This is a genomic window from Serinicoccus chungangensis (assembly GCF_006337125.1).
Taxonomy (GTDB): Bacteria; Actinomycetota; Actinomycetes; order Actinomycetales; family Dermatophilaceae; genus Ornithinicoccus; species Ornithinicoccus chungangensis.
Map to the genome: position 1 here is coordinate 477149 of NZ_CP040887.1, position 17477 is coordinate 494625.

The 17477-nt window shown below is 74.8% G+C and carries 18 protein-coding genes; 13 read left to right on the forward strand and 5 right to left on the reverse strand.

Going from position 1 to position 17477, the window contains the following annotated elements:
• The first annotated feature begins 106 nt into the window (after positions 1 to 106).
• The 13 genes from FHD63_RS02170 to FHD63_RS02230 are packed head-to-tail and all read left to right on the forward strand — an operon-like array spanning position 107 to position 12735.
• Complete coding sequence (locus FHD63_RS02170; RefSeq protein ID WP_139719751.1) at positions 107 to 772, forward strand: redox-sensing transcriptional repressor Rex; 666 nt, start codon at positions 107 to 109, stop codon at positions 770 to 772.
• Positions 769 to 2139, forward strand: coding sequence for a glutamyl-tRNA reductase (locus FHD63_RS02175; RefSeq protein ID WP_139719753.1), 1371 nt, complete (start codon positions 769 to 771; stop codon positions 2137 to 2139). The genes FHD63_RS02170 and FHD63_RS02175 overlap by 4 nt, the downstream gene beginning before the upstream one ends.
• Positions 2132 to 3157, forward strand: a complete 1026-nt coding sequence (gene hemC, locus FHD63_RS02180) for a hydroxymethylbilane synthase (protein ID WP_139719755.1) — start codon at positions 2132 to 2134, stop codon at positions 3155 to 3157. Before FHD63_RS02175 ends, hemC begins: the two co-directional genes overlap by 8 nt.
• Positions 3154 to 4797, forward strand: coding sequence for a bifunctional uroporphyrinogen-III C-methyltransferase/uroporphyrinogen-III synthase (locus FHD63_RS02185; protein WP_139719757.1), 1644 nt, complete (start codon positions 3154 to 3156; stop codon positions 4795 to 4797). The genes hemC and FHD63_RS02185 overlap by 4 nt, the downstream gene beginning before the upstream one ends.
• Entirely contained in the window at positions 4794 to 5786 is a 993-nt protein-coding gene (hemB, locus tag FHD63_RS02190) for a porphobilinogen synthase (protein ID WP_139719759.1), read from the forward strand. The genes FHD63_RS02185 and hemB overlap by 4 nt, the downstream gene beginning before the upstream one ends.
• Before the next feature lie 6 nt (positions 5787 to 5792).
• On the forward strand, positions 5793 to 6266 hold the full coding sequence (locus FHD63_RS02195) for a MarR family winged helix-turn-helix transcriptional regulator (RefSeq protein ID WP_139719761.1): 474 nt from the start codon (positions 5793 to 5795) through the stop codon (positions 6264 to 6266).
• Positions 6267 to 6315: 49 nt separating this feature from the next.
• Entirely contained in the window at positions 6316 to 7638 is a 1323-nt protein-coding gene (hemL, locus tag FHD63_RS02200; RefSeq protein WP_139719763.1) for a glutamate-1-semialdehyde 2,1-aminomutase, read from the forward strand.
• Between the two features lie 46 nt (positions 7639 to 7684).
• Positions 7685 to 8395 (forward strand): histidine phosphatase family protein, encoded by a 711-nt coding sequence (locus FHD63_RS02205; RefSeq protein ID WP_139719765.1) that lies wholly within the window; start codon positions 7685 to 7687, stop codon positions 8393 to 8395.
• Positions 8392 to 9039 (forward strand): TlpA family protein disulfide reductase, encoded by a 648-nt coding sequence (locus tag FHD63_RS02210; protein WP_139719767.1) that lies wholly within the window; start codon positions 8392 to 8394, stop codon positions 9037 to 9039. The genes FHD63_RS02205 and FHD63_RS02210 overlap by 4 nt, the downstream gene beginning before the upstream one ends.
• Positions 9036 to 9800: a cytochrome c biogenesis CcdA family protein gene (locus FHD63_RS02215; RefSeq protein ID WP_139719769.1), complete on the forward strand. Its 765-nt coding sequence runs from the start codon at positions 9036 to 9038 to the stop codon at positions 9798 to 9800. The genes FHD63_RS02210 and FHD63_RS02215 overlap by 4 nt, the downstream gene beginning before the upstream one ends.
• Positions 9801 to 11495: a cytochrome c biogenesis protein ResB gene (gene resB, locus FHD63_RS02220; protein WP_139719771.1), complete on the forward strand. Its 1695-nt coding sequence runs from the start codon at positions 9801 to 9803 to the stop codon at positions 11493 to 11495.
• On the forward strand, positions 11492 to 12490 hold the full coding sequence (gene ccsB / locus FHD63_RS02225; RefSeq protein ID WP_139719774.1) for a c-type cytochrome biogenesis protein CcsB: 999 nt from the start codon (positions 11492 to 11494) through the stop codon (positions 12488 to 12490). Before resB ends, ccsB begins: the two co-directional genes overlap by 4 nt.
• Positions 12487 to 12735, forward strand: a complete 249-nt coding sequence (locus tag FHD63_RS02230; protein WP_202978402.1) for a DUF4229 domain-containing protein — start codon at positions 12487 to 12489, stop codon at positions 12733 to 12735. Before ccsB ends, FHD63_RS02230 begins: the two co-directional genes overlap by 4 nt.
• 681 nt (positions 12736 to 13416) lie before the next feature.
• Here FHD63_RS02230 and FHD63_RS02235 read toward each other — a convergent pair.
• The 5 genes from FHD63_RS02235 to FHD63_RS02255 form a co-directional block, all read right to left on the reverse strand.
• On the reverse strand, positions 13417 to 14292 hold the full coding sequence (locus FHD63_RS02235) for a 1,4-dihydroxy-2-naphthoate polyprenyltransferase (RefSeq protein ID WP_139719775.1): 876 nt from the start codon (positions 14290 to 14292) through the stop codon (positions 13417 to 13419).
• 10 nt (positions 14293 to 14302) lie between these two features.
• Positions 14303 to 14581, reverse strand: coding sequence for a PLDc N-terminal domain-containing protein (locus tag FHD63_RS02240; RefSeq protein WP_139719777.1), 279 nt, complete (start codon positions 14579 to 14581; stop codon positions 14303 to 14305).
• Positions 14582 to 14598: 17 nt separating this feature from the next.
• Entirely contained in the window at positions 14599 to 15723 is a 1125-nt protein-coding gene (gene menE, locus FHD63_RS02245; RefSeq protein WP_238705731.1) for an o-succinylbenzoate--CoA ligase, read from the reverse strand.
• Positions 15724 to 15733: 10 nt separating this feature from the next.
• Positions 15734 to 16372: a hypothetical protein gene (locus FHD63_RS02250; RefSeq protein ID WP_139719779.1), complete on the reverse strand. Its 639-nt coding sequence runs from the start codon at positions 16370 to 16372 to the stop codon at positions 15734 to 15736.
• A 98-nt stretch (positions 16373 to 16470) separates the two neighbouring features.
• Positions 16471 to 17412 carry a 1,4-dihydroxy-2-naphthoyl-CoA synthase gene (locus FHD63_RS02255; protein ID WP_139719781.1) on the reverse strand — a complete coding sequence of 314 codons (942 nt, stop codon included), beginning with the start codon at positions 17410 to 17412 and terminating at the stop codon, positions 16471 to 16473.
• Positions 17413 to 17477 lie beyond the last annotated feature (65 nt).

Genomic DNA, 17477 nt, shown 5'->3' on the forward strand with positions numbered 1-17477 from the left:
TCCGAGCCTAGAGTTGAGGGGTCCGCGCCGATCGGTGCACGAGGGTCTGATATAAGCCCCCGCCGGGTCGGCGCTGCCCATCCAGAGAGGAGCCGGTGCCGCCGTGATGGCTGAGTCGAACCGGCGAGGTGTGCCAGAGGCCACCGTCGGCAGACTCCCGGGCTACCTGCAGGCTCTGTCCACCGTGGCGGAGCAGGGTCGGACCTCGATCTCCAGCGAGGAGCTGGCCGGTCTCGCGGGGGTGCGGTCGGCCCAGGTGCGCAAGGACCTCTCCCACCTCGGGAGCTACGGCGTGCGTGGGGTGGGGTATGACGTCGCGCGCCTCGCCGAGCAGGTGTCGGCCGAGCTCGGGCTCAGCCGGGACTGGCCGGTCGTCATCGTGGGGATGGGCAACCTGGGGCGTGCGCTGGCCAGCTACGAGGGCCTGGCGACCCGGGGTTTCCACGTCGTCGCCCTGGCCGACAACGATCCCGGCGTCGTGGGGAGCCAGGTCGAGGGCATGACGGTGCAGGCGCTCGGGGACCTGCGCCCGGACGGCCCGGTCGCGGTGGGGGTCATCACCACCCCGCCGCACGCCGCCCAGGAGGTCGCCGACGTGCTGGTCGGGCTGGGTGTGCACTCTCTGCTCACCTTCGCGCCGGGGGTCCTCGAGGTCCCCTCGGACGTGGACGTCCGCCGCGTGGACCTCGCCACCGAGCTGCAGATCCTGACCTTCCACCAGCACCAGCGTGCCGTGGCGGTCTCCGGGTCCGGCGTGGAGGAGGTCTCGTGAGCGCGCTCGTGGTGGGGCTGTCCCACCGTTCGGCCCCCATCTCCCTGCTCGAGCAGGTGGTCCTGGACGACGACGCGTCGCACCGGCTCGCCGCCCGGCTGCGGGCCGGCGACCACGTCCACGAGGCGCTCGTCCTGTCCACGTGCAACCGGCTGGAGGTCGTCGTCGAGGCCGGCACCTTCCACGGCGCGCTCGAGGAGATCGGGGCGGCCCTGACCGAGGTCGGAGGGCTCACCCGGGACCAGCTGACCGAGCACCTCTTCGTCCACTACGACGACCGCGCGGTGGCCCACCTCTTCGAGCTGGCCTGCGGGCTGGACTCCATGGCCGTGGGCGAGAGCCAGGTGCTCGGCCAGCTCCGCCAGGCGCTCGCCCAGGCGCAGCGGCACGGGCATCTCGGGGCCTCGCTCAACCCCCTCGTGCAGCAGGCCCTGCGGGTCGGCAAGCGGGCGCACGCGGAGACCGGCATCGACGGGGTCTCGCGCTCGCTAGTCACCCTCGGGCTCGACCACGCCCGGGAGGTCCTCGGCGACCTGGGTGAGACGCGCACGGTGGTCATCGGCGCCGGGGCGATGTCCGGCCTGGCGGTCGCCACCCTCGTGCGCGAGGGTGTCGGCGACGTCGTGGTGGTCAACCGCACCCCGGCCCGCGCGCAGCGGCTGGCCGAGCAGCACGGCGTCCGCGCCCTGCCCTGGGCCGACCTCGGCGCCGCGGTCGGGTCCGCCGACCTGGTGGTCACCTGCACCGGCGCCGTGGGCCACGTCCTCGACGAGCCCGTGGTCGCGCGCGCCCGCAGCGGCGCCGGCCGGACCGGCGCACCGACCGTCCTGCTCGACCTCGCCCTCCCGCGGGACGTCGACCCGGCGGTCGCCCGGCTGCGCGGCGTCCACCTGTGGGGCCTGTCCGACCTGCAGCGTCCCGCGCTGGAGAGCACCGACCCCGGGGCCGGCGAGCCCGGCGCCGTCGAGGCCGTGCGCGGCCTGGTCACCAGCGAGGTCGCCGGCTACCTCGCCGAACGCCACGCAGCCCGGCTCGGCCCCACGCTGGCCGCCCTGCGCACCAGCGCCGCCCGGGTCGTCGACGCCGAGATGAGCCGCCTGGACCACCGCCTGCCGCACCTGCCGGACGACGAGCGCGCCGAGGTCAGGCAGACCGTGCAGCGGGTCGTCGACAAGCTGCTGCACACGCCCACCACCCGCGTCAAGCAGCTGCAGGCCGGCTACGACGAGGTCCCCGCGGACTACGCGCACGCGCTGCGCGAGCTCTTCGACCTCGACAGCCGCGAGGTCGCGAGCGTGTCCACGCCACCCCTCGGCGTGGTCGAGCGGGCCGCGGACGCCACCTCCGACGGGGGCGGCGATGACTGACCCGCACACCGGCACCACCAGCACCCCGGCCGACGGCGGCACCGCCCGCCCGCTCCGGCTCGGGACGCGCCGCAGCGCCCTCGCCACGAGCCAGTCCGGCTGGGTCGCCGACCGGCTGCGCGAGGCCGGGCGGGAGGTCGAGCTGGTCCTCGTCACGACCGAGGGGGACACCTCGCGCCGCAGCCTCACCGAGATCGGCGGCACGGGCGTCTTCGCCTCTGCCCTGCGGGGGGCCCTGCTCGACGGGCGGATCGACCTGGCGGTCCACTCCCTCAAGGACCTGCCCACGGCCCCGGCCGAGGGCCTGGTGGTCGCGGCCGTCCCCGAGCGGGAGGACCCGCGCGACGTCCTGGTCGCCCGTGACGGCCTCGCCCTCCAGGACCTGCCCACCGGTGCGGTGGTCGGCACCGGGTCGCCGCGACGGGCCGCCCAGCTCGGGCTGCTGCGCCCCGACCTGGAGGTCCGCGACATCCGCGGCAACGTCGACTCCCGCATCCGGATGGTCCGCGACCACGTGCTGGACGCCGTCGTGCTCGCCCGGGCCGGTCTGGCCCGGCTCGGTCGTCTCGACGAGGCGACCGAGGTCCTCGACCTGGAGGACATGGTGCCCGCCGCCGGCCAGGGGGCGCTCGCCGTCGAGTGCCGGGTCGACGACACCGGTCTCGCTGCGGACCTGGCCGAGATCCTCGACCACCCGGCCACCCGGGCGGCGGTCAGCGCCGAACGCGCCGCGCTCGCCGCGCTCGAGGCAGGGTGCACCGCCCCCGTGGGCGCCCTGGCCGAGCCGGGCACGCCCGGCACCGACGAGCACGACCACCCCGACGACGCTCCGCCGTCCGTCACCCTCATCCTCCACGCCTTCGCCGCCCTGGACACCGGGGCCCAGCGACGCGTGACATCCGGCGCGGTCGACGCGCCGGAGGAGCTGGGCCGAGCCATGGCCGCGCTCCTGCTGAACCGTCCCGACCCGACCGGCCTCGTCGCCGCCGGGTCACACACCCCGGAGTCCGACCTGTGAGCACCGACGCCGCCCCCGTCCACCTGACCCACGCCTCCGCGCCCCCGAGCGCGGCCGCGCGCGTCGCCTTCGTCGGTGCCGGTCCCGGTGACCCGGGGCTGCTCACCGTGCGGGCGCGCGACTACCTCGCGGTGGCCGACGTCGTCGTCGTCGACGCCGTCCACCAGGAGCAGGACGTGCGGTCCTGGGTGGGGGAGCACACCGAGATCGTCCGCACCGTCCGCGGCGAGGAGGGCCCGGCCCTGACCCCCGCGGCCCGGTCCAAGCTGCTCGTGCGGACCGCGCGCGGCTTCGACGACGCGACGCACCTGGTGGTCCGGCTGCTCGCCGACGACGTCTCGGGCGGGTCGTTGGTGGAGGAGGCCCGGGCCTGCCACGACGCCGGGGTCGCCTTCGAGATCGTCCCGGGGGTCAGCGCCGCGTGGGCCGTGCCGGCCTACGCCGGGGTGCTGCCCGACGGCCAGCGCGGGCAGGTCCACGTCGTCGACGCCGCCGACACCGGGGTCGACTGGTCGCACTCGGTCGCCGAGGAGGTCACGGTCGTCGTGCGCGGCGCCCAGGGACGCCTGCAGCGCGCCCTGCAGCAGCTGCTGCAGGCGGGTCGCCCGGCCGACAGCCCCATCGCCCTCACCGAGCACGGCACCACCACGACCCAGCAGACCCGGGTGACGACCCTGCAGGAGGCCCTCGACGAGGCCACGGACCTGGGCGAGGACACGGTCGCCGTCGTCGGCCACCCGGTGGAGCTCCAGGCCGAGCTGTCCTGGTGGGAGTCCAAGCCGCTGTTCGGGTGGTCCATCCTCGTGCCGCGGACCAAGGAGCAGTCCGGCCCGATGGCCGACCGGATCGCCGGCTACGGGGCGAGCGCCTCGGTCGTCCCCACCATCAGCGTGGAGCCGCCGCGGACCCCGCAGCAGATGGACCGCGCGGTCAAGGGCCTGGTGACCGGCCGCTACGAGTGGATCGGCTTCACCTCGGTCAACGCCGTGCGCGCGGTCCGCGAGAAGTTCGAGGCGCTCGGGCTGGACGCCCGGGCCTTCGCCGGGCTCAAGCTCGCGGCGGTCGGCGGGGTCACCGCCCAGGCGCTGCGCGAGTGGGGCCTGGAGCCCGACCTCGTCCCCGACGGCGAGCAGTCCGCGCAGGGTCTGCTGGAGTCCTGGCCGCCCTTCGACGAGGTGCTCGACCCGATCAACCGGGTCTTCCTGCCCCGCGCGGACATCGCGACGGACACCCTCGTGGCCGGGCTGGAGGCCATGGGCTGGGAGGTCGACGACGTGACCGCCTACCGCACCGTCCGGGCCGCCCCGCCCGCCGCCTCCGTCCGTGAGGCGATCAAGGGCGGTGCCTTCGACGCCGTCTGCTTCACCTCCTCCTCCACCGTCCGCAACCTCGTGGGGATCGCCGGCAAGCCGCACCCGCACACCGTGGTGGCGTGCATCGGGCCGGCCACCGCGAAGGCGGCCGAGGAGCACGGTCTGCGCGTCGACGTGGTGGCCCCCGAGCCCAGCTCGACCAGCCTGGTCGACGCGCTCGCGGAGCACACCCGGGGACTCATGGCTCAGGCCCACGCCCAGGGCGAGGAGTTCGTGCGACCGAGCCGGCGCAAGCCCGCCCCGCGGCGCGCGCGGTCCCGCCGGTGACGGCATACACCCGACCGCACGAACGCCCCCGGCGGCTGCGCACGACCCCGGCCCTGCGCCGGCTCGTGGCGCAGACCCGGCTGCACCCGGCCGACCTGGTGCTGCCGGTCTTCGTCCGTGACGGCATCAGCGAGCCGCAGCCGATCCGCTCCATGCCCGGGGTGGTCCAGCACACGCCGACCAGCGTGGTGCGCGCCGCGCGCGAGGCCCGCGACGCCGGGGTGGGTGGCCTCATGGTCTTCGGGGTGCCCCGACCGGAGGACAAGGACGCGACCGGTCGCGCGGGGCTGAGCGAGGACGGCGTGCTCAACACCGCGCTGCGCACCCTCCGCGAGGAGCTGGGCGACAGCACGGTGCTCATGAGCGACCTGTGCCTGGACGAGTTCACCGACCACGGACACTGCGGCGTCCTGGACGCCGCGGGACGGGTGGACAACGACGCCACGCTCGAGGTGTATGCCGAGATGGCCCTCGCGCAGGCCCGCGCGGGGGCGCACGTCGTCGGCCCCAGCGGGATGATGGACGGCCAGGTCCAGGTGGTCCGCGAGGCCCTCGACGGCGCCGGCCGCACGGAGGTCGCCGTGCTCGCCTACACCGCGAAGTACGCCAGCGCCTGCTACGGCCCGTTCCGGGAGGCCGTCGCCTCGACGCTGACCGGTGACCGGGCGACCTACCAGCAGGACCCCGCCAACCGGGACGAGAGCCTGCGCGAGCTGCGCCTGGACCTGGAGCAGGGCGCCGACATGGTCATGGTCAAGCCGGCCCTGCCCTACCTCGACGTGCTGTCCGACGTGGCCGCGGCCGCGGACGTGCCGGTCGCGGCCTACCAGGTGAGCGGGGAGTACGCCATGATCGAGGCGGCGGCCTCGCAGGGACTGCTGGACAGGGACCGTATGGTGGTGGAGACGCTGACGTCGATCCGCCGGGCAGGGGCTCAGGTGGTGTTGACCTACTACGCGACGGAGGCGGCGCGACTGCTAGGAGGATGATGGGGCATGGTGCGCTGGCTGGACGAGGAGGAGCAGCGGGCCTGGCGCTCGATCCTGCGGGGCTCGCACCTGGTGCGGCTCATCATGGAGGAGGCGCTCGACGAGCTCGGGGTCTCGCTGGGTGAGTACGAGCTGATGAGCATGGTCTCGGAGGCGCCGGGGGGCCGGATGCGCATGGCCGAGCTGGCCCACCTGGTGGTGCAGTCGCGCAGCCGGGTGAGCCACACCGCCAGCCGGCTCGAGAAGCGGGGCTGGGTGGAGCGCGAGCGGGCTCCCCAGGACCGCCGCGGCGTCGTCCTGGTCCTCACCGAGGCCGGGCAGGCCCAGCTGCACAAGCTCGCGCCCGTGCACGTGGAGAGCGTGCGCTCGGCCCTGCTGGACCACCTGACCCGCGAGGAGCTCGTCACGCACGGCGACCTCATGCGCCGGGTCGTGCTGGCGATCCGGCACGGCGAGGACGAGGCGCTCGACGCGGTCTGAGCCCTCCCACCGGGCGGGGGCGCGCCGGCCCACTCGTAGGCTGGGCGCCATGACCGCCGAACCCGTGACCCACCCGGACACCGCCCCGGCCTCCGACGCCCTGCTCGCCCGCGCGCGGGCGGTCATCCCGGGCGGTGTGAACTCGCCCGTGCGGGCATTCCGCTCGGTCGGTGGCACGCCGCGGTTCATGGAGCGGGCGCAGGGCCCCTGGCTCTGGGACGCCGACGGGCGCCGCTACCTCGACCTCGTCTGCTCGTGGGGTCCGATGATCCTCGGCCACGCGCACCCGGAGGTGCGGGCCGCCGTCACCGAGGCCGCCGCCGACGGCTTCTCCTTCGGTATGCCCACCGCCCGCGAGGTCGCCCTCGCCGAGGAGATCGTGGCCCGGGTGGAGCCGGTCGAGCAGGTGCGCCTGGTCAGCTCGGGCACCGAGGCCACGATGAGCGCCATCCGGCTGGCCCGGGGCTTCACGGAGCGGTCGGTCGTGGTGAAGTTCGCCGGGTGCTACCACGGGCACGTCGACGCGCTGCTCGCCTCGGCCGGGTCCGGGGTGGCGACCTTCGGGCTGCCGGACAGCCCGGGCGTCCCGGCCAGCGCGGCCGGCGAGACCGTCGTGCTGCCCTACAACGACGTCCCCGCGCTCGAGGCCGCCTTCGCCGAGCGCGGGTCGCAGATCGCCGCCGTCATCACCGAGGCCGCCGCGGGCAACATGGGGGTGGTGCCGCCGGAGCCCGGTTTCACCGATGCGCTGCGGCGGCTCACCCGCGAGCACGGTGCGCTGCTGGTGAGCGACGAGGTCATGACGGGTTTCCGCTGCTCGCCCTCGGGCTGGCTCGGTCTCGAGGGGGTCCCCGAGGGCGGGGCGCCCGACCTGTTCACCTTCGGCAAGGTCATGGGCGGCGGCTTCCCCGCGGCGGCCTTCGGTGGCCGGGCCGACGTCATGGCCCGGCTCGCCCCGGACGGGCCCGTCTACCAGGCCGGGACGCTGTCCGGGAACCCGGTCGCCTCGGCCGCCGGGCTGGCCACGCTCCAGCGCTGCACCGACGAGGTCTACCAGCGTCTCGACGAGGTGAGCGAGGCGCTCGCCGCGGCCGTCACCGACGCCTTCACGCGCCACGGCATACCCCACCGGATCCAGTGGGCGGGGTCGATGTTCAGCGTGTTCTTCCGGGAGGGCCAGGTCACCGGCTACGAGGCCGCCAAGGACCAGGACGCGGCGCTCTTCGGCCGCTTCTTCCACGCCATGCTGCGCCGCGGGGTGCACCTGCCGCCGAGCTGCTTCGAGTCGTGGTTCGTCTCCGCCGCGCACGACGACGAGGCGGTCGAGCACGCGGTGCGGGCCATCGGGCAGAGCGCGGCCGAGGTCGCCTGAGGGCCGTCCCAGCACCCGCCCAGCGAGGCGTGGGAGAATCGCGCGTATGTCTGGAGCCGACGGTCTGCCCCCCAGCGAGGGCACCCCACGGACCCTCCACGACGGCACCCCCGTCACCCTCGTGCACGTCGTGCGGCACGGTGAGGTGCACAACCCCGAGCGCATCCTCTACGGCCGGCTGCCCGGCTACCACCTCTCCGACCTCGGGCAGCAGATGGCGCGGGCGACCGCGGACCACCTCGCCGACCGCGACGTCCGACGGGTCGTGAGCTCCCCGCTGGAGCGGGCCCGGGAGACGGCGCAGCCGATCGCCGCGGCGCACGACCTCGAGGTCGACCTGGACGAGCGCCTCCTGGAGAGCGGCAACGCCTTCGAGGGGCAGCGGGTGGACCGGCGCATGCTGGCCGACCCCCGCCACTGGCCGCTCTACGTCAACCCCTTCCGCCCCTCCTGGGGCGAGCCCTACGCCGAGATCGCGACCCGCATGCGGGCCGGCCTGGACGCGCTGCGCGCGCAGGTGAAGGGCTACGAGGGCGTCATGGTCAGCCACCAGCTGCCGATCTGGACGCTGCGCCGGTCGGTTCAGGGGGAGCGGCTGTGGCACCACCCGCGTCGCCGCCGGTGCAGCCTGGCCTCCGTGACGACCGTCCTCTTCCACGGACCGCTGCCCGTCCGGGTGATGTACGCCGAGCCGGCCGGTCACCTGCTCGACGCCGCGGTGGACGTGACCGGCGAGGCCGGCGAGGTGACCCGGTGAGAGGCGCCCGAACCCGCCGCGGCCCACGGGCGACGAGGGTCCTGCTGGTCCCCGTCCTCGCCCTGGCCCTCGCGGGCTGCGCCGGGGACGACGGCACGAGCATCAACGAGCAGATGCGGCAGGGCGACCAGAAGGGCTACGTCGCCGGTGACGGCACCATCCAGCAGGTCGCCGTGGGGGAGCGTGACCAGGAGGTGAGCCTGGAGGGCACCACCCTGGAGGACGAGCCCTGGAGCAGCGCCGACCACGCCGGCGAGGTCGTCGTGGTCAACGTCTGGGGCTCGTGGTGCGGGCCGTGCGTCGCGGAGGTGCCCGACCTCGTCGAGGTCGAGACCGCGCTGCGCGAGGCGGGCGAGCCGGTGACCTTCATCGGTCTCAACTCCCGCGACACCATCCCCAACGCGCTGGCCTTCGAGAAGAGGTACGACGTCCCCTACCCGTCCCTGCAGGACGACGGCGGACGGACCCGCGCCCAGCTCGGCAGCCTGGCCGTGGCCACCCCGACCACCCTGGTGATCGACGGCGAGGGGCGGCTCGCGGCCCGGGTCAGCGGCGAGGTCGACGCCACCACGCTGCGCAGCCTCGTCGAGGACGTCCTGGCGGACGGCACCGTCGAGGCGGGCGGGGAGGGGGCGGCCGGGTGAGCGACCTCGTCCTCACCGGTCCGCTGCTGCTGGCCGTGGGCGTGTCCGCGCTCGCGGGAGTGGTGTCCTTCGCCTCGCCCTGCGTGCTCCCGCTCGTGCCCGGCTTCCTCGGCTACCTCGGCGGTATGACGCCCGGTCTCCCGGGCGAGGACGCGGCGGCCGGGGGTGCCCGGGGGGCGCGGGCCCGGCTGGTGCTCGGCGCGCTGCTCTTCGTCCTCGGCTTCACCGCGGTCTTCCTGCTCATGAGCGTGGCGATCTCCGGCCTGGGGCTCGCGCTGGTCCAGCACCAGGGGCTGCTGCTGCGCGTGGCCGGGGCGGTCGTGCTCGTCCTCGGCCTCGTGATGATCGTGCAGCCGGGCGCCTCCTGGCAGCTGCGCTGGCGGCCCGCCGCCGGTCTGGCGGGCGCGCCCCTGCTGGGCGTGGCCTTCGGGCTGGGCTTCACCGCCTGCACCGGCCCGGCGCTGGCGGCGATCCAGACCCTCGGCACCTCCATCGTCCCGGGGGAGGACCAGGTGGGCCGCGCGGTGGTGCTGGGCACGGCATACAGCCTGGGTCTGGGTCTGCCCTTCCTCCTCGTGGCGGCGGGGGTCGGCTGGGTGAGCCGGGCCTCGCGGTGGCTGCGCGACCACTATCTGGTCATCCAGCGCGTGGGCGGCGGGATCCTCGTCGTGCTCGGGCTGCTCATGCTCAGCGGGGTGTGGGCGGGCCTCACCGCCTGGGTGCAGGCGCAGCTGGTCAGCGGTTTCGAGACGGTGCTCTAGGTGGCCACCGACCAGCGGACCCGGCAGCGGATCGAGTCGAGCTACCCCAAGGACCGCACCGCCCTCGGCGGGCCGCGGCTCGGGCCGGTGGGCTGGGCCCGCTGGGCCTGGCGCCAGCTCACCAGCATGCGCACGGCCCTGGCGCTGCTGCTGCTGCTGGCGGTCGCGGCCATCCCCGGGTCGATCTTCCCGCAGCGCGGCGTGGACCCCGTCCGGGTGCGGCAGTACTTCGAGGACGACCCGGGGCTGGCCCGCTGGCTGGACCGGTTCGGCATGTTCGAGGTCTACTCCTCGCCCTGGTTCGCCTCGATCTACCTGCTCCTCATGATCAGCCTCGTCGGGTGCGTGCTGCCACGGATGCGGCAGCACCTGCGGGCCGTGCGGGCCCAGCCGCCGCGCACCCCGGCGCGCCTCGGCCGGCTGCCCGTGCACCGCCACGTCGTGCTGGACGCCGCTCCCGACGACGTGGTCGCCGCGGCCCGGGCCCGGCTGTCCGCCCGGCGCTTCCGGCTGCGCGAGGAGGAGGACGGCGCCCTCGTCGTGGCCGCCGAGAAGGGCTTCGCCAAGGAGACCGGCAACCTGCTCTTCCACCTGGCCCTGCTCGGGATCATCGTCTCCGTGGCGGCCGGCCACCTCTTCGGCTGGCGCGGCGAGATCATCATCAAGGAGGGGGAGTCGTGGACGGCGGGGGCGGGCACCTTCGACACGCTCAGCCTGGGGCCGCTCGTCGACGAGTCCGACATCCCCGCCTTCACCGTCCGGCTGGACGACCTCGACGTGCAGTTCGAGGCGCAGGCCGAGGGCGCGCAGTTCGGCCAGCCCCGGGTCTTCCAGGGGGTGGCCACCGTCGAGGCCGACGGGTCCGAGCGCCAGGTCGACTTCGGGGTCAACCAGCCGCTGTCCATCGACGGCACCTCGATGTTCCTCCTCGGCAACGGCTACGCCCCGGTCGTCACCGTCCGGGACGCCGAGGGCGAGGTCCTCTTCTCCGACGCCGTGACCTTCCTGCCGCAGGACAACACCTACGGCTCCGACGGCGTCATCAAGGTCCCCGGGGCCGATCCCGGGCTGGGCTTCGCCGGCGGTTTCCTGCCGACCCTGTCCGTCTCACCCGAGTCCGGCATGACGTCCTCCTTCCCGGGCCTGGTCGACCCGGCCCTCGTGCTCACCGCCTACGAGGGCGAGCTCTTCCCCGAGGGGCGCTCGCAGTCGGTCTTCTCCATCCCCACCGAGTCCCTGGACCAGGTCCTCCAGGACGACGGCCAGCCCAGCCGGATGCTGCTGCGTCCCGGTGACACCCTGGAGATCCCCGGCGACCGGGGCACCATCGAGCTGGAGACCGTCATCCGCTGGGGCGGCATGCTCGTGCGGCACGACCCGGGCCGGCTCCCGGCCCTGCTCTTCGCCGGCACCGCCCTCGCCGGGCTGGTGCTCATGCTCGGCGTGCGGCGGCGCCGGGTCTTCGTCCGCGTGCACCCGGGTGCGGGCGATCCCGCCGACCCGGGCTCGCGGCATACTGGACTGAGCGTCGCCGCCCTGCCCAAGGGCACCGACCCCGGCCTGGACGACCTGGTCGACGAGCTCGTCGAGCAGATCGTCGGGGCGAGCGGCGGCCGGGTCCTCGAACCCGACCGGCCGACCGGTGACGCCGCGGACGCGGCGCCGGACGACGCGCGAGACAAGGATGAGGTATGACGAACGCTTCCCTGGCCCAGGCCAGCGACCTCGCGATCTGGGCCGCCATCGTGGTGCTGGCCGTGGCGATGGTCGCCTTCTCGGTGCACCTCGCGGTCACCGGCTCCACGCGCACCCGGCGCGCCGACCGCACGGCCCGGGCGGACGTGCCGGTCGCGGCGGGAGCCGACCGCACGGCGCCGCCGAGCCCCGTCGCGGCCGCGCCCGCGGCGGACCCCGGCACCGCCCCCGGCGCTGCGGCCCCCACCCGCCGCTGGGGCGTCGTCGGCCTCCAGCTCACCTGGCTGGGCACCTTCCTCGTCGTGGCGGGGACGGTGCTGCGCGGGCTGTCGGTGACCCGGGCCCCGCTGGGCAACATGTACGAGTTCGCGCTGTTCACGGCCTCCTTCGCGCTCGTGGTCTACTCGGCCTGGAGCCTGCGCAAGGACCGGCTGTGGCTGGGCGCCTTCGTCGTGGTGCCGGTGCTGCTCATCCTCGGGGCCGCCAAGTTGTGGTGGTACACCGAGGCCTCCCAGCTCATGCCGGCCCTCGACAACATCTGGCTGGTCATCCACGTCACCGTCGCCACCCTGTCCATCGCCCTCTTCCTGCTCGGCGCGGCGGTCGCAACGGCATACCTGCTCCGGGACACCGCCCAGCGCAAGGGCGAGGTGCGCGGCTGGCTGTCGGCGCTGCCGGAGGCGGTGAAGCTGGAGCGGATCACCTACGGCGTGCACATCGTCGCCTTCCCGCTGTGGACCTTCGCGGTGATGTCCGGCGCGGTGTGGGCCGAGCAGGCCTGGGGGCGCTACTGGGGCTGGGACCCCAAGGAGACGTGGAGCTTCATCATCTGGGTGGTCTACGCCGCCTACCTGCACGCGCGCGCGACGTCCGGGTGGACGACGCGGCGGGCGACCTGGGTCGCGATCGGCGGGTTCGGCTGCATCGTCGTCAACTACACGGTGGTCAACCTGCTCATGACCGGGCTGCACTCCTACTCGGGAGTGGCGAATTGATCGTCGCCCGCTACACCGCCATGCGGCTGCTCGTCTTCATCGGCTTCTTCGCGCTGGGACGGCTGCTGACCCTCGGCGTCCTGTGGTCCGCCGTGCTCGCCGCCGTGGCCTCCATGGTCGTCTCCTACTTCCTCCTCGCCCCGGACCGGGAGCGCCTCGCCGCCGGCCTCGAGCGGCGCGTCGAGGACCGCATGGAGCGCCGTCGGGCCAAGATCGACGACGAGCGCGTCGACGAGGAGGACTGAGCCGGGGGCTCGCGGCCCCGAGGGCGGGGGTCGTGCGCGGTGGTGGCCCTGAGAGGGCCTCAACCGCACACACAAGGGCCTCCGGGGGTGGTGCGGCACACGCGTGGCTCGCCGTCCCCCTGCGGTCCCGGCCGCTCGCCGACCAGGCTGGGTCTGTGCCCGGTGATGGCCCTGAGAGGGCCCCAACCGCACACGCAGGACACCCATGGGCGGGGTCGTGCGCACTGGTGGCCCTCAGGGGGCCATGACCGCACACGCAGGCCCTCCACGGGCGGGGTCGTGCGCGCTGGTGGCCCATAGGGGGCCGTGACCGCACACGCAGGACCCCCATGGGCTGGGTCTGTGCGCGCTGGTGGCCCATAGGGGGCCGTGACCGCACACGCAGGACCCCCATGGGCTGGGTCTGTGCGCGCTGGTGGCCCTCAGGGGGCCGTGACCGCACACGCAGGACCCCCACGGGCGGAGCCGTGCGCGCTGGTGGCCCTCAGGGGGCCATGACCGCACACGCCAGGAGCCGGTGGGAGTGGCACGGCACCTGCCAGGCTGAGTCTGTGTGCACTGGTGGCCCCGTGGAGGCCACAACCGCGCACGGTGGGCTGCTCCAGAAGGCCACGCGGTCGGGCACGCCGGCGGGCGGGCACGCCGGCGGACAGGCATGCGGGCGGCCGGGCCCGGGCCGCCTCAGGACAGGACGAGACCGGCCGAGAGGGCGACGGCATACCCCAGCTGGAGGACGCCGGTCTGCGCCAGGGCGGGCAGCAGGGCCGGGCCGTAGCTCTCGGGGTCGGTGACGAGCCGGTAGGGGCGCCAGGCCAGCGGGGCGGCGAGCAGGCCGAGCAGGGCCAGGGGGTGGGCCAGCGCGGCCACCAGGACGGCGACGAAGGCCCCCGCGAGGAGCCCGGCGTAGAGCCGGCGGGTGCGCCGGAAGCCGATACGCACGGCGAGCGTGCGCTTGCCCGCGGCGCGGTCGCCCTCGAGGTCGCGCAGGTTGTTGGTCACGAGGATCGCGCTGGCCAGCAGCCCGCAGCCGATCGCGCCGCCGAGGGCCCCGAGGTCGAGGGCCTGCGCCTGGGTCCAGGTGGTGCCGAGCACGGCCACGAGGCCGAAGAAGACGAAGACCATGACCTCACCGAGCCCGCGGTAGCCGTAGGGCTTGGCGCCCCCGGTGTAGTGCCACGCCGCCCACACGGCGAGCAGGCCGAGCAGGATGAGCAGCCAGGCGCCGGACAGCGCGACCAGGGCCAGGCCGCAGAGCCCCGCGCCGAAGAACGCCGCGAACGCCGCGGTCCGGACGTTGGCGGGCTCGGCGAGCCGCTGCCCGACCAGCCGGACCGGTCCGACCCGGTCCTCGTCGGTGCCGCGGATGCCGTCGGAGTAGTCGTTGGCGTAGTTGACGCCGATCTGGAAACCCAGGGCGACGCACAGCGCCAGCACGGCGAGGCCGAGGTCAGCTCCGCCGAGCGCGTCGGCCGCCGCCGTGCCCACGAGCACGGGGGCGAAGGCGGCGGGGAGGGTGCGCGGGCGCGCCCCCTCGATCCACTGGGCGAGGGTTGCCATCGGCAGGCTCCTACAGGTCTCGCAGGAAGTCGGGGTCGTCGTCCGGCCCGAGCGGGCCGCGCGGGCGCCCGGAGCGTCCGCCCCGGTCACCGAAGATGATGTCGAGGATGCTGCGGGGCCGACCGGCGACGAGCCAGGCCAGGCCGCCGACGACCGGGAGGAGGAGGCACACGAGGACCCACAGCGGCTTGGGCAGGCCGCGGACCTCCTCGCGCCTGGTCTGCACGGCGTCGACGACGCAGAAGACGACGAAGGCCAGCAGGGCGACGACGATGACGACGCGGAGCATGCCTGCCTCCTTCCACGTCAGTGCAGGTGAGGCTTCATTCTGCCACCCGCGTCGAGCAGTCGCCGCGCCGCCGCCCGGTCCGGTTTGCCGGTGGGCAGCGCGGGTATGCCGTCCACCACCTCGACCTGCCGGGGCACCGCGTGCGCGGGCAGGCTCCGGCGCAGGGCGGCGCGCAGGTCGTCGGCCGTCGCGGTGGCGCCGCGGTGCTCCTCGGCGCCGTCCCGGACGGCAGGCCGCAGGCCACCCTCCAGGGCGACCAGGGCGGCCACCCGCTGGCCCCACTCGGCGTCCGGCACCCCCACGACGAGCGCGTCCTGCACGCCCGGCAGCGACCGCAGCGCCGTCTCCACATCGCGCGGCTCGACCTTGTGCCCACCCGTGACGACGACGTCGTCGACCCGCCCGAGGACGGTGAGGCGGCCGGCACGGCATACCCCGCGGTCCTCGGTGAGGAACCACCGACCGGACCCGTCGGTGACGAAGGACCGGGTGGTCCGGAGCGGGTCGTCGACGTAGCCCTCGGCCAGGACCGGCCCGCCCAGCCGGACCCGGCCCTCCGCGGTCACCTCGACCCGTACCCCGGGCAGCGGCACCCCGTCGTAGACGCAGCCGCCGCAGGTCTCGGACATGCCGTAGGTCGTCACGACCCGAGCGCCGGCCGCCCTGGCCCGCTCCAGCAGCCCGTCGTCGGTGGCCGCCCCGCCCACGAGGACGGCGTCCAGCTCCCGCAGCGCGGCCACGCCCGCGGGGTCGGCGAGCGCCCGGTGCAGCTGCGTGGGGACGAGGGAGGCGTAGCGGCGGGAGCCGGGGTCCATGCGCGCCACGGCGTCGGCGAGGGCGACGGCGGTGGACGCGCGCGCCAGGTCGAGCTCGACGGGCTCGGTGCCGGCGAGCGCCGACCGGGCGAGGACCTGCAGCCCGGCGACGTGATGGGTGGGGAGGGCGAGCAGCCACTGCCCGTGCCCGCCGAGGCGCTCGGCGGTGCCGGTGCCGGAGGCGCGCAGCGCGGCCGCGGGGAGCCGCACCCGCTTGGGGGTGCCGCTGGACCCGGAGGTCGCGACGACGACCGGCCGGCCGTCGTCGCCGGTCATCAGCCGGCGCAACGACGGTCCGAGGTCGGTCCAGGTCGCGCCGGGGGGCACGACCAGGTCGTCAGCGTCCGCCGTCACCGGGGTCCGGGGTCTGCAGGAAGCGCTCGACGTCGATGAACCACGCGCCGTCGACCCGGACCAGGGTGATCGTCGACTCACCCATCGACTCGGCGAAGAGCTCGGAGTAGTTGTCCTCGTCGATGACGGCCGTGTCGCCCTCGGCGTTGATCTCGGCCCCCCGCAGCTGCATCGCGCCGAGGATGTCGCGGCCCTCCTCGCCGAGCCCCTGGGCCTCGACGGCGGCCGACATGGTCTCGGGCAGCTGCTCCTCGCAGAGCTCGAGGTCCTCCGGCACCTCGGCCATCGGCCGGCTGGTGTCGGTGAAGGAGAGCATGAGGCCGCAGGCGGCCGGGTCCGCGTCGACGAGGGCGAGGAGGAACTCCTTGGCGCGGTCGGCGGCGGCCTGGCCCTCCTCGCCGCCCTCCACGTCCTCGGGCGCGGCGCTGGTGGCGGCCGCGGCGTCACCGGGGTCGTCGGTGGCGTCGGCCGCGTCGGAGGAGTCGGTGCCGCTGGTCAGGGCCGCGTCGTCGGAGCCCTCCGAGGTCGCCCCGCCGGTGGCCTCGACCACCTCGGCGCCCCCGTCGCAGGCCCCGAGCAGCAGGGCGGGGGCAGCCAGCAGGGCCATGAGTGAGCGTCGCATCGCGGAGGTCCTCCCTGGTCGCGGCCGTGATCGGCCCGCTCATCCTCTCACGGGGGCGTGCCGGCGGGCCGGGTGCGGACGGCTCGGACGTCCTCGGCTCAGAAGTACCAGGGGTAGGCGCGCCAGTCCGGCTCGCGCTTCTCCAGGAAGGAGTCGCGGCCCTCGACGGCCTCGTCGGTCATGTAGGCGAGCCGGGTCGCCTCGCCGGCGAAGACCTGCTGGCCCATGAGGCCGTCGTCGGTGAGGTTGAGCGCGAACTTCAGCATCCGCTGCGCGGTCGGGCTCTTGCCGAGGATCTCGCGGGCCGCCTGCACCGCCTCGGTCTCGAGGTCGGCGTGGTCGGCGACGATGTTGACCGCCCCCATCCGCTGCATCTGCTCGGCGTCGTAGGCGCGGCCGAGGAAGAAGATCTCGCGGGCGTTCTTCTGCCCCACCATCTTGGCGAGGTATGCCGAGCCGTAGCCGGCGTCGAAGCTGCCGACGTCGGCGTCGGTCTGCTTGAACCGGGCGTGCTGCCGGGAGGCGATCGTCAGGTCGCAGACCACGTGCAGGCTGTGCCCGCCGCCGGCCGCCCAGCCGCCCACCACGGCCACGACGACCTTGGGCATCGTGCGGATGAGCCGCTGGACCTCGAGGATGTGCAGCCGCCCGCCCTCGGCGCGGACCCGGGCCTCGTCCACCCCGTCCCGGGTGGGGTCGGCGTCGGGGGAGGAGGAGTACTGGTAGCCGCTGCGGCCGCGGATGCGCTGGTCGCCCCCGGAGCAGAAGGCCCAGCCGCCGTCCTTGGGCGAGGGGCCGTTGCCGGTGAGCAGGACCACGCCCACGTCGGGGGACATCCGGGCGTGGTCGAGGGTGCGGTAGAGCTCGTCGACGGTGTGCGGGCGGAAGGCGTTGCGGACCTCCGGGCGGTCGAAGGCGATGCGGACGCAGCCGAGCTCGCGGTGCCGGTGGTAAGTGAGGTCGGTGAGGTCGAAGCCCTCGACCGGCTCCCACTGCGCGGGGTCGAAGGGCTGGCCTGCCTGGCTGGTCTGCTCGCTCACGTGGGTCAGCCTAGGCCGTGGGGCGCCCCGGTCCGCCGTGGCGTCAGGGGGTTCGGTTACTTTTG